Source organism: Paenibacillus sp. 32352 (assembly GCF_002042965.1).
In the GTDB taxonomy this organism is placed as follows: Bacteria; Bacillota; Bacilli; order Paenibacillales; family NBRC-103111; genus Paenibacillus_S; species Paenibacillus_S vulneris.
In genome coordinates this window covers 749,108-761,508 of sequence record NZ_MZNT01000001.1, presented here as the reverse complement: position 1 = coordinate 761,508, position 12,401 = coordinate 749,108, and the positions used below count along the sequence as shown (strand labels likewise).

At 50.0% G+C, this 12,401-nt stretch carries 9 protein-coding genes; all 9 read right to left on the bottom strand.

What is annotated here, in order from left to right:
* Positions 1–21 precede the first annotated feature (21 nt).
* Positions 22–1,110 carry a GerAB/ArcD/ProY family transporter gene (locus B1728_RS03450; protein ID WP_079908753.1) on the bottom strand — a complete coding sequence of 363 codons (1,089 nt, stop codon included), beginning with the start codon at positions 1,108–1,110 and terminating at the stop codon, positions 22–24.
* Positions 1,111–1,126: 16 nt separating this feature from the next.
* On the bottom strand, positions 1,127–1,351 hold the full coding sequence (locus tag B1728_RS03445) for a hypothetical protein (RefSeq protein ID WP_079908752.1): 225 nt from the start codon (positions 1,349–1,351) through the stop codon (positions 1,127–1,129).
* A gap of 25 nt (positions 1,352–1,376) precedes the next feature.
* The gene (locus tag B1728_RS03440) at positions 1,377–2,555 is read right to left on the bottom strand and encodes a Ger(x)C family spore germination protein (protein WP_079908751.1); all 1,179 of its coding nucleotides are present in this window, start codon (positions 2,553–2,555) and stop codon (positions 1,377–1,379) included.
* Between the two features lie 6 nt (positions 2,556–2,561).
* The gene (locus tag B1728_RS03435) at positions 2,562–4,100 is read right to left on the bottom strand and encodes a spore germination protein (RefSeq protein WP_079908750.1); all 1,539 of its coding nucleotides are present in this window, start codon (positions 4,098–4,100) and stop codon (positions 2,562–2,564) included.
* A gap of 336 nt (positions 4,101–4,436) precedes the next feature.
* Positions 4,437–6,197 (bottom strand): hypothetical protein, encoded by a 1,761-nt coding sequence (locus tag B1728_RS03430; protein WP_079908749.1) that lies wholly within the window; start codon positions 6,195–6,197, stop codon positions 4,437–4,439.
* A gap of 33 nt (positions 6,198–6,230) precedes the next feature.
* Positions 6,231–7,499 carry an efflux RND transporter periplasmic adaptor subunit gene (locus B1728_RS03425; protein WP_079908748.1) on the bottom strand — a complete coding sequence of 423 codons (1,269 nt, stop codon included), beginning with the start codon at positions 7,497–7,499 and terminating at the stop codon, positions 6,231–6,233.
* 28 nt (positions 7,500–7,527) lie between these two features.
* A complete protein-coding gene (locus B1728_RS03420; RefSeq protein ID WP_079908747.1) occupies positions 7,528–10,620 on the bottom strand; it encodes an efflux RND transporter permease subunit in 3,093 nt (1,030 codons plus the stop codon).
* Positions 10,621–10,732: 112 nt separating this feature from the next.
* On the bottom strand, positions 10,733–11,380 hold the full coding sequence (locus B1728_RS03415; protein WP_079908746.1) for a response regulator: 648 nt from the start codon (positions 11,378–11,380) through the stop codon (positions 10,733–10,735).
* Positions 11,377–12,357, bottom strand: a complete 981-nt coding sequence (locus tag B1728_RS03410; RefSeq protein WP_256865209.1) for a sensor histidine kinase — start codon at positions 12,355–12,357, stop codon at positions 11,377–11,379. Before B1728_RS03410 ends, B1728_RS03415 begins: the two co-directional genes overlap by 4 nt.
* Positions 12,358–12,401: the final 44 nt, after the last annotated feature.

Below are 12,401 nucleotides of genomic sequence, written 5' to 3'. Positions count from 1 at the left end.
TCTATGACGACATAGTTCATATTAATTTTGGAGAATTTTAACCCGAATCCATGCCGTTACGAATAGGAGCAGGCCAAGAGCAACATAGAAGAAATCGAACACGACTTGACTCGTTCCCAAGTAGGTCTCGAAAACGTCTACACTGGAAGGTCCCCACATGCTGATTGCGAGAATAAAAAAGCCTATCGGGAAAACCAGTGCCCGGTATTGTTTGAGCCCAAGCCATTGGGCCGCCCCCAATGATGCAGTATACAAATAGGAGGTCAATTGAACGAACGTTCCGAGAAGCCAAACAGCCAACATTAAAGCATCAATATGCTGGAAGAATTCCCCAACCCCAATATAGCGAACAACCTCAATGAACGGATAATTCAACGTATGAGCATGCTTGCCGAACAGTAAAACCGATACAAGCCCAGAGACGGACAGCGTAACCATGAGTCCAAACCAGGTTATTATTACGTACCTCGTCGTTTTCCTCTGATCTGACACAAAAGGAAAGTACAATCCAAGCATCAAATAGCCGGAGAACCAGCTTAAGGGGATGATGGCCCCCTTAGCGGAAGGAGCGATCCCTTTACCCATGATCGGCAAAATACGATTTGCGTCCCAATCGGGAACCGATAAGACGACTAGCAGCCCGAACACCAAGAACGTGATCGGCAGGAACAGCTGCGCCAACCGACCCAACACCTCCACGCCCCCCCTGACCGCGAAGGACACAAGAAGCAGCATCCCCCCTATAGCAACAACAGCCGGCGTTTTTTGCAAAAAGACGACAGAAATGAAGTCGCCATACTCTCTTAAAACGACAGAAGTCAAATTGACACCGTAAATGATCACAGTAAGGCCCGCCGCTTTGCCTAACCACGAACCAAGTATACGCCCGCTGTACTGTATGATGGTTTCCGTCGGAAACATACGGCTAAGCCAAAGCATCGCAAGCACGAAGAGCAAACCGATCAAATGAGCCCAGATCGGCGATAGCCACAGATCTCGTCCGGCTTCCTCCCCCGTTATCCTCGGAATAAAAAGGATCCCATCGTAAGCGGCGACCGCATAAAAAAGAAGCCCTAGCTGTGATGCGGAAATTTTCCCTCCTTCTACCATCAGCAAACCTCTCCCCTCACTTTAACCCGCTGGCTAGCGGTTTGAGTATTTTGTTGAATAGCTCGATCGGTCCGGGCATATTCGGAAAAACAAGGACTAGCACGGCTACAAGCCAGCCGGCGGCAGCGATGGCAATTAAGGCCGCCCGTTCCCTCTTGCAATCGAATTCGAGACCGCGCCATTCGGCCCAAACCATCAACGCGGTTACGCACGTTACTCCAGTTAAGTTCAACCAAGTCACTGGCTCTCACACCTCTTATTGCGGTTCATCCGGTGGGCTCGTTGTACATCCCGATATGTCGAACGTTCACCTTGACCTCCACTTTGACTTGCATAGAAGGAAAAATCATGTCCCAGCGGTCTTGCAATTGTTGCCATTCTCCAGGATAATGGCGATTAATCACTTCGCCGAAACCGAAAATGTCAGCCCCCATCTCTTGGGATTGCTTAATTGCGGTCTCTACATTGCGTCGTATGTCGTCGGATGCCGATTTTTCGACTTGACGGATGAAATTCGGATCAGACGTTTTAAAGCGAGTTGTATTTTGAACGACGTTCACCTCGGCTTCAATCCCGACCTCAATTCTTGGCATTCCCTCCTGCAGTTCAGTAACGAGCTGGGTGCTGGATGAAAGAATGCCAATTGATATGAGTGACGAAATGGGCTTCCTCATCTTCACGGTCTCGACATCACCTTTAACTTGATGAAGTATCCACTTCGCTCCCGAGAACGAATCCCCTTGGATCACTCCAGCCATACGCTCGCGGGAAAATACGGCATAACCTTTCACATAGGGTATACTTTTGTTACCCTCCTGTGTGATATCGAGGTATGGCAGCATTGCCGATTGCGTATTTTTACCAAGCCCTTGCACCAAGAGGTTAAGCGTTATCGACCGATGGAAGACGCGATCAGCTTCACCACCCAGAAAGTCCGCTTTTGTTTGTTCGAGTGGAGAGGCAGAAGCGAGAAAATCGCTCACGGCCCCCTTGCAGACGAACGGTTGCACCCTCAGGCGAATATTATTATCGCGCACGATATAATCCAACTGTTCCCGAAAACGATCGCGGGACAACGCTTCCCCTACGACCAACAGCTCCAGTTGCCCCCAATAGATGGCGCGAGATAGCTTGCGTTGCAGCTTGGAGACTGCGTCAGCAACCGTAGCTCCTGAAGCGGACCAGATTAAAGTTGGACCGCTTTCTTTAGAAGCGTTGCCGCTTATCTGTGTCTTGCCGCCTTCCTGCTTAGGCACGACGATCTCCACTGACAACTCGATCTCCCCGTTGTCTTTCCGGTCTATCCCGGCGATTGTTACGATCGCCAGATCGTTCACTTCCTTTCGGTCCCAGCAGCCAGTCGACAATAGCAAAGCTGTCACCACCATCGCGAATGTAAGCCATTTGCAGGCAAATATCCAGGAAGATGCCCATTTACTCACCATATTCCTTTAGCTTCTGCCTCCTTTACCGGGCTCCGGTTTCTGTCCTCGGGCTAGTCGCCGGCGGCTTCGCATACTCGAAAAACCGGGACGCATCGTCATTTTCCACCTTGGAGCCCGAATCGCTGTGTCCTTCATTTCACTTGCCTCAAATGGCGCGAACGGAGATAAATAAGGGACACCGTAAGAGCGAAGCATACACAAATGGATGGCAACAGCTATAATTCCGAACATAACTCCAAGCATGCCTAGCGTCCCTCCTAGCACGATCAGCGGCAGCCGCAAAAGGCGTATGGCGAGCTCCAACGAATAATGGGGAGCCGTAAATCCCGCAATACCCGTGAACGCGATGATGATGACAATCGGCGCCGACACGAGCCCCGCCGATACTGCAGCTTCTCCAACAACAAGCGCGCCGACAATCGTAACGGCCGAACCGATCTGCCGCGGAAGGCGAAGCCCAGCTTCTCGCAGCACCTCGAATGCGAGCTCCATCATCATCACCTCCACGAACGTCGGAAACGGAATTGCCTCACGTGCGGAGGCAATGCTGGTCAATAATTTGCCCGGTACCATTTCATGATGAAAATTCAAAATCGCGACGTACATCGCCGGAAGAATCATGGAAATGAGCAACGTTATGTAGCGTAAACAGCGCAGAACGCTGGTGTATAACGCTCGGTTGTAATAATCGTCCGCAGCCTGTAGAAGTGTCGCAAGTGTCGCGGGTACGATCAGCACATCGGGCGTACCGTCAACCAGCAGAACGATACGGCCTTCGAGCAAACTAGCAGCCGCTATATCGACCCGTTCTGTAAATTGCTGTTGAGGAAACGGCGAGAACGGGCTGTCTTCCGTCAGTTCTTCGATGTATCCGGATTCCAGTACACCGTCCAGATCAATACGTTCGAGTCGATTTTGCACCTCTTGCAGCAAGGAAGGCTTAGCCAGGTCATCCATATAAGCGATATAGACTTCCGTCCCTGTATAGCGGCCGATCTTTTGCGATTTGAGCTTTAGCTTGACACTCTGGATTTTGCGCCGCAACAGCGACAGATTGGTCTCAATCGATTCAGTAAAACCTTCTCGCGGCCCCCGAAGCGACGGTTCGGTCTTCGGCTCTTCTACGCTTCGCTTGTCCCATTGGGGAATTCCAAGCAGTAAAGCACCGGTGCAACCGTCAATCAGAAGCACGGGATACCCTTTGATTAATTGTCCCGCGCATTCCTCAACGGTCGAAGCCTCATCGGCGGACACGACGTGCAAAAGTCTGTGCTTAACCGTTTGCAAATCGGCACACACCACGTCCTGGGATTGCATAAGCGGCTTTAGTACACTGTTGTCAATCTCCTGCTTGTCCGACATGCCGGGGATGCTGACAAGCTCCGCCCTAACCCTTCCGGCTATCAAGAAGGAGCGGAACGAAACATCGTCGGCTTCACCCAATACCTGTTTGAGTGCCTCAACATTACGGTCCAATTCCGGACCCAATGCCGTGTGATCATCGGATTCGAAGCTGACGTTACGGGTAGAATTTCGTGTCCGCATAGCACTCTCCCTGCCAATCGATTCCTTTACTGGCCGTTTCATCTTGTAAACGCACCATTATTTTATCCATATAACGGCTTTTCATTCCAACTTCCGCCAGCAGCACCCGTACCCCATCACAGGCTGCCAATCATTTTTGTTGTTTCCATTTGTTTTGCACAGTAAAATATACCAAATAATAATTTGAGGGGAAGAAGGATAGGAATTGATGAGATTATTCGTGTAGTTCCTTATGATGAGAACATACGATGAAATCTACATTTTCCTCTAAATAAAAGAACCTTCCGGCATAAAAGGAAGGTTCTTTGGTAGGCCCGCTTTCACTTTAAGGGCAGGCTATTGTTGAAAGCTCTTGACCAGACGTTCAGCTTCGCCGTTCGGCGTTGTAATGACTTCGTACATATTCACGGTGATTGGAGACGAGAATTCGTCGGATTGGATGCTGTTTGAATTAATCGTCTGTTTGCCGCTGATCAATTTTTTGGGACCCGTAAAGGAAGCGTCCGTCGTGCCGACAATCCGGCCCGCAGGATCGACAATTTCGAATCGCAGCATCGGGAAATTCGTATCGACAACGACATTCTCCTTCTGTTTGATATCCATATCAACATTAATCTTGTACGTATAGGTAATAGGATTACCGGCCATAGTCGAGTAGCTGACGCTATAATCATTCAGTGTAATATCATACGGATACATGGAGAACGTATCCCCGCCCTCTTCCTGCTGCGCCCCCGTCCGAATCGAAGCGACAGTTGTCTTGTAAGGAGCTGCCGTAAGCGGATCAAGAAGCTTTAATTGGAATTGACCGCCGCTCTCGGAACGAGGCAGATGAAAGGAGTAGGCTGCAATGTAGCTTAATCCAGGTTCCAGTGTTGGAGATACGTTCGTTTGACGCACACCTGTGAAGGTTAAGCTGTTGCTATCGGCCAATTCAGCTTGAAGCTCCGGCATAGAGACGGGAGAACTGCCGTTATTCGTAAATTTGAGCTTGGCAATGGCCGTTTTGTACCCGGATTCCGGGTTTTCGTGCAAATGGAGCTCCACCAGCGAAACTTCGGTTTGTTTATCGATCACCTTGGTTAAGGAATCGAAAGGGATGGGGGTTCCCATCGTATACGACACCGCAGGGCTTTTCATTTGATCCGCAGTCGGCCAAGCTATGGCCGCTTTTCCTGTGGAAATGGGCACTTCCTGATTCCCTGTTTTGGAAATAAACGCATCTGTCGAAACCACGAGCAGATCCGTCATGGCTGCATCCTGATCAACCGGGATGGAAAAATGAATATATGCTTTTTCGCCTGCCTCCAACGAAACCGGATCGGTTTCTGAACGTTTGCCTTCGTACGTTTTTTGGCCGGATCGAGCGTCGATCCGAAATGATGGGATCATTTGCCGGCCTGCACTCGGATTTTCGGCTAATAAAGTGACCAGAAGAACCGGCCCGGCCGCCGTGCTTTGCTTGGAAGCTTCAGCCGATGCCGCAGGAGCTGCGCTCGCGCTTTGTTTAGAAACTTCGGCTGGCGTGTACACCAGATCCGAATTGACTCCCGGGATGCTGAAAGGCTGGCCCCATGGGAGCGAAACCATCTGATTCGTTCCGTTATTCCCGTACCATACTGACGTTGCGGGCATGGAGAGCAGCGTGGTTTCTTGCTTCGGATACGTATAAACATCGGTGTGAACAAATGATAGCTGGTCGATACCGGTAATCTCTTTACTCTCCACCGTCGCCATATACACCAATTCGCTAATTTCCTTAGGCTGCAAAGCCGTCTTGTTATTTGCACTCGGGACAAGCTTGTACTCTACGCCGCCCGTCGTTCGCACGCGGAGTTCATGCTCCGGCACCCGGTTCTGAGCAGCCCCCCCGTTATACAGACGCACTGTTGCCGCAATTTGCGATCCCGATGCCGTTGGAATAACGGAAACATTCTTGATTGCGGCGCGAATGTCGTCCGTTAACCCATAGTTGCTACTTGGCGCCGATACAGCCGGTTCCGGGGCCAAAGCCGCAAGAGCCGGGACGCTTGACTGAATCATCGCTGCGCTTAGCAGCATGGCTGTAAGACTCGTTTTCCACGTTTTGTTCTTCATGATCTACCGCTCCTTCTTGATGATGTTCCATGCTTATTTGGCATTCGTTGCCGGTGCCGCAGGTTCAGCCTGTTGGCCGTCCTTGAGCGTATGCTGTCCGGTTACAACGAGCTGCTCGCCGTCTTTAACACCGGTCAGCACCTCCTGATACTCCCCGTTAATACGCCCAAGCGAAACTTTACGCTTCTGATACTGATTGCCTTGCTGCACAAAAACGTAGGCGTCGGAGTCTTCACGGATCACGCTTAACGTAGGCACGGCAATAACTTGCTCTTCCGCTTCCGTCGTAAGCTGAACCATGAATCTTTTGCCCGGTTGAAGCTGCCGGTTTGTGTTCGGAATCTCCAGCTCCAGCGAGTACGTCTTGGTAGCTGCGCTCATAATGGGCGCCAAATAGCTGATTTTGGCCGTTCCTTTGACCGAGGGAGTATCGGGGTCATAATATACAAGCTCCTGCTTCCCTCTAACCAGCTGAACATTGTTTTCCGACAATTCGGCCGTCACTTTGATCGGATCGATCTGCTGGACTTGGCCTATTTTCCCTGAGGAAGACGATACCACTTGGCCCGCCACAACATTAAAATCGGTTAAAACACCGCTTCCGGGCGCTTTCAAACTGTAATTCTCTAAGGACATAGCAGCCTCATCGAGAGTCAGCTGCGCTGTTTGAAGCTGGGTTTCGTAGGACGCCAACGAATTGGAATTATCATTGGCGTTCAGCTTGTTCTGAGCGGATTGCAAACTCATCGCCGCATTATCCACCGCTTGCTTCGCTTGATCGACCTCGTGCTGCGTGATGACACCCGAGTCGAAATCGTTGCGCAGCTTATTGTAATCCTGCTGCGCATTTTGCAAAGCGGTCTGTGCGCGAGTAACCTCATCCTGCAAGCTTTGATGATTGATGGCTTTGTCGTCCTTCGCTTTCTTTAATGCTTCCTGTGCATTTTGAAGCGCAACCTCGCTTTTCCTTTTGGAGATTTCGGCTTCCTTGCTGTCGATGACAAACAGCACGTCTCCTTTTTCAACATAATCTCCGCGCTTCTTCAGGACGTTCACCACTTCCCCGTTCGCTTTGGCGACAACATCCAACGTCGTTCCCGCCTTAACTTCCGCTACTTGCTCTATAGGCGCGCCGATCGTCTGTTTCTTGATCAGCTCCGTCTTGACCGGTCTTGGCTCCAGTTGCACGGTAGCCAGACCTGTGCCTGCGGAACAGCCTGACGTCGCGATGACCGCTGCAATGAACATTAGTAATAAAACCGCTCTTTTTTTCCCTTTTCTCCCCCGACTAGCCTTCTTCATCGGAAAACCTCCTCTGTATCTCTATCTATTATGCTTGGAGCTCATTGCTTGTCTGCCGCTTTAATTTCCTTGCGAATCCAAGCTTCATATGCTCGATCAGCTCGTAGACAATCGGAACGACAACCAGTGTCAACACCGTAGATGTCAGCAAGCCTCCGATAACTACAATGCCGAGTCCTTTGCCGATCAGAACCCCTTCACCTGAAAATCCCAGCGCGAGCGGAAGCAGCGCGACAATCGTCGCTCCGGCGGTCATTATGATGGGACGCGGCCGCACCTTGCCGGCTTGGACTAACGCATCGCGGACTATAAAGCCTTCTTCCCGTAGCTGCTGCGCTCTATCTATCAAAACAATGGCATTGGTGACCACAATTCCGATAAGCATCAGAAATCCTATCATGGAGGTGGCATTAAGCGGTTCACCTGTAAGGAATAGACCCAGCAGTCCGCCGATAGCGGCAAGCGGAAGCGAGAACAGGATGGCGAACGGTGCGCTCGCATTGCCAAAGGCCAGAACCATGATCAAGTAAACAATAAGCACGGCTGCAGCCATGGCAACGAACAATTGGGAGAAGCTTTCGTTAATATCGTCCGTTATCCCGCCGGCTTTCGGCGTTACCCCGTCGGGAAGCTCCAGCTCCTTCAGAGCTTGCCCGACTTTGCTGCTGATGCCGCCTTTATCTTGTCCGGTAATTTTGGCGGTCACTTTGACAAGCTGCTGCTGACCTTCGCGCGTCAATGACGCAGCTCCTTTGATTTCATTCACTTTAGCGACCTCTTTCAATAAAACAACCGAGCCGTTATCGCTCTTCAACGGAATGTTGCCCAGCTTTTCGAGCGTATCTTTGTCCGATTTATCCATAGACACCTTGGTGGCATAGACAATATTGTCAAACTTCAAGTCGCCCAGCTTCTGCTCCTGGATCCACGCGCGCGCGGTGTCTCTCACGGTTGCGGGATTTAAGCCGAACGCTCTGGCTTTGCTCTGGTCAACGGCAATCTCGATCTCCGTCTTGGCGTCGCTGAGATTGTCCTCCACTTCCGTAAGCTCAGGTATCGTGTTAAGCTTGGCTTTTACCATCGCCGCCGCCTTCTCTAATTGAAGCTGGTCCTCCCCTTGCAGGCTGTACTCAAAGTCGGGCGATGTCCCCATGCTTCCTCCCATCGATTTGGGCTCTACTTCAGAGCCGGCAGGCAGCTCGGAGAGGATGAAAGCTTTGACCTGATCCTTCACTTTATCAGCATCAACCTTATCGTTCAATTCAACGAAAATTTGCGACGCGTAAGGAGTTCGTTCTTTATCATCGCCGGCGTACCCTACCAACGCTTCGACGAAGGTAAACACCGGTTCACCGTTGGAATCCTTTTTATCCGACAAGATCATTTCAAGCTCTTTGGTCTTTGCGTCAGTTGATTCATACGAGGTTTCATAAGGCATCTTGATTTGAAAGTACATGGTTTGGGACGTTTTTGCACTCGGCATCAGCGATACCGATAGCGAAGGAACAGTAACGACAATCGTAGCCACAAACACGAGACCTGATAGAAGCAGCGTCTTGACACGATGCTTCAAGCTCCAGATGAGCGCCTTCTCGTAGAACTCGGTCAACCCGGATGGCTTGGAATCGTCATGATGCGCCTTCGGCGGTTTCCCCCGCAGTACCAGAATCTTGGCCAGCATAGGGATCACCGTTAAAGCAACAAGCAAGGAAGCCAATAGGGAACAGACGATCGTTATTGCGAACGGTTTGATAAATTCTCCAATAAAGCCGGATACCAGCGCCAACGGAACGAACACACCCGCGGTCGCCAACGTCGAAGACGTGATGGCGGACGATACTTCCTTGGTGGCCAAGGCAATGACGGATTCATTCCGCTCATGAGCTTTTTCCAGCTTGGCATAAATGTTCTCGATGACGACGATTGAATCGTCGACGACCCGTCCTATGGCCATAAATATGCCGCCCAGCGACATCGTATTGAGCGTGATTCCCAGCTCATACATGCACAGCAAGGTAATCAATATGGACAGCGGCAGCGATACGAGAACGATTAGGGTCATCCGCACATTACGTAAAAATAACAAAATCATGACCGCTGCCAAAATGGCTCCTACTATACCTTCACGAATCAAGCCATCTATCGAATGCTTGATTTCATCCGCGCTGTCAAACGTATTTTTGAACGTAATATTCGGCAGCGTGGTTTGCCATTCTTGAAGCTTGTTATGAATGGCATCGGAGAAATCCACCGCATTCGCGCTGCTTGCTTTATATAAAATCATGGCAATAGCAGGCTGCCCGTCCAGTCTTCCTTTAAATTTCGATTCGGAGATAGCCTTGACTTTCGCCAATTGATTAAGAGTAACGATGCTTCCCTTTGGAGTTGTTATTTCCATTCGTTCCAGGTCATACAGACTTTGGAGATCGCCTGTGACCCGGGTCATTTTGCTGTTTCCGCTAATCTCCACGCTGCCGATCGGGCTCTTGGTTGCAGCCGCATTAATGGCATTGCTGACTTGCGACGGGGACAGACCGTAGAAATCCAGCGCGCCCGCATCCAGTTGAATATCCAGCGATGTCTCGCGGTTGCCGATGAAATCGATATGGTCGACTCCCTTAATCCCTTCCAGGCCTGGCTTGATGATGTCTTTAAAATCTTTATCCAGCTCGCTCTGGCTCATCCCGCTGCCGGCATAAGCAACCAAATAGTTGGATGGGGATGATGCCGCCCCGAAGGTTGAGGCTTTGGGCGTGCCCGCACTTTGCGGCAATGTCACTTCGGCCAATAAATCCTGGACGTCCGTCTTTTTCTTGTCCATATCCACTCCCTGTTTGAACATGAGAATGATCGTGGAATAATTATCGCTGGATGTCGAGGACATGGAATCCAGATCCTCCACATTCGCCAGTTTCTTTTCGATCGGATCGGTAATCTCATCCATTACATCCTTCGGAGACCCCGTATACGTTGTCGTTATAACCAATACCGGAAACGACACATCGGGCATGTTTTCTACCTTCAGCTTGGTCGTTGAATAAAAACCGCCCACAAAAAGCATGATTACAATGATGAATAACGCCGAGACGTTTTTCATAGAAAAACGCGTTAATTGATTCATTCCTGCACTCCTTTCATGACCTTCGATTCATTCAATCTGCCTCCTCATCTTATAGGTTTTGAGCACAAAAAAAATCGTACCTAAGGGCAGACGCCTTATGTACGATCGGGCATTAAAGGTGCAGAATTCCACGCTCCACGGCAACCGCTACAGCTTCGGAACGGGAATCTACGCCAAGCTTGTTATAAATATTCGTCAGATGCGCCTTGACGGTCCGTTCGGAAATCCCCATGTCGAACGCGATCTCTTTGCTTCGAAAGCCCCGTGCGACGGCCTGCAGGATGATCAGCTCCTTTTCGGACATCATCGGTTTTTCAGGTTTGGAGACAGGAGTCATGTCCTGCTCCTTCATGGCAAATACTCTAGCCGTAATTTCCGGTTGAAGCAGCGTCTCTCCTCTTATGGCCGATTCAAGCGTTCGAAACAAATGGTCGCGGCCGGTATCCTTCAATAAGTACCCCTTAGCTCCCAACGCCAGCCCCCTTATCATCAGCTCATCCTCGTTATAGGTGGTAAGAATAATGACAGGAACGTCATACTGTCTTTCTTTTAACACCTGCATCGTTTCCAGACCGCTCATTTTGGGCATATTCAAATCCATCAGGATCACGTCGGGCCGCAGCTCTTCCAGCAAACGTAAAGCCACCTCTCCGTTCTCCGCTTCCCCGATGACCTGAAATTGATCATTGGTTTCCAGTATTAGCTTGAGTCCTTCTCTAACGACAAAATGATCATCTACGATCAGCACTTGATGTTTCATGACAAATCTCCTTTCCTAAGCGGAGCCTTGACCTCTATGTGAGTGCCTTCAGTCCCGCTGCTGATATCCAACGTTCCTCCTATTAATCGGGTGCGCTCCATCATCCCCAGTAAACCATAGTGACTAGGTTGTTTACCAATTGTATGGGTGTTAAATCCGATGCCGTTATCCCGGATCCCGATCAGAAGGGAATCGCTGTCAGTGATTACTTCGATCCAGGCTCGTTCGGCTTGAGCATGCCGTGCTATATTGGTCAATCCCTCACTTACGAGATGCAGCCCGTGTTCCATGATGAGACCGGATAATGGAGCTTGAATTCTTATGTCCGAGGTCACATGGATGCCTGTGGCATTTGTGAAACGTTGGATTTCTTCGCGGACGGCTTCAGCAAAATCCGTTTCCGCTGCAGGCTTGGAGCGCAGATCGTCGATGGCTCCTCTGGCATCGCCCAGTGTTCTTCTTGCTTGAGCCATAGACTGTGTCACGATGTCCTGAGCCCTTCGTATATTGTTGTTCGACAAATGGGCATCTACCGCCTCTAACTGCATAATGAGCCCTGCCAGGCCTTGCGCCAACGTATCGTGCAGATCCCTTGCCATTCTTTGGCGCTCGTTGGCCAAGGTCAGCTCCTCTACTTTCCGGTGGGTATGCTCCAGCTCTCGAAGAAACGTTTGCGTTCGAATTCGGGCGTGCACCTGTTGAAAAAACAACGTGGCATAGGCAACGGTAATAATCGTATACAGGATTAAAAAGCATAAAAATAGCAGCGGATAGTTTGTTTCTTTAATATAAACGAAAGCGGAATAATACAAAATGTATACGAACAGGCATACAAAAAAAACTTTCGTCACGTTATAATAAACTCCAACGCTCTGACCGATCAATATCGGGAATAAGCCAATGAGAACGGCTTCAAAGCCGCTCGGCATAACGTAACCGCATGCCAGGATCAAGAATCCTTGGATAACAAAATACATCCACGCTCTCTTAGTTACAAGCTGGCTTGAAAACCAATACAAAC

Coding starts and splice junctions, on each gene's coding strand:
- B1728_RS03440 (WP_079908751.1), bottom strand. CDS start 2,555: ATGGTGAGTAAATGGGCATCTTCCTGGATATTTGCCTGCAAATGGCTT.
- B1728_RS03435 (WP_079908750.1), bottom strand. CDS start 4,100: ATGCGGACACGAAATTCTACCCGTAACGTCAGCTTCGAATCCGATGAT.
- B1728_RS03450 (WP_079908753.1), bottom strand. CDS start 1,110: ATGGTAGAAGGAGGGAAAATTTCCGCATCACAGCTAGGGCTTCTTTTT.
- B1728_RS03410 (WP_256865209.1), bottom strand. CDS start 12,357: ATGTATTTTGTTATCCAAGGATTCTTGATCCTGGCATGCGGTTACGTT.
- B1728_RS03420 (WP_079908747.1), bottom strand. CDS start 10,620: ATGAATCAATTAACGCGTTTTTCTATGAAAAACGTCTCGGCGTTATTC.
- B1728_RS03430 (WP_079908749.1), bottom strand. CDS start 6,197: ATGAAGAACAAAACGTGGAAAACGAGTCTTACAGCCATGCTGCTAAGC.
- B1728_RS03415 (WP_079908746.1), bottom strand. CDS start 11,380: ATGAAACATCAAGTGCTGATCGTAGATGATCATTTTGTCGTTAGAGAA.
- B1728_RS03425 (WP_079908748.1), bottom strand. CDS start 7,499: ATGAAGAAGGCTAGTCGGGGGAGAAAAGGGAAAAAAAGAGCGGTTTTA.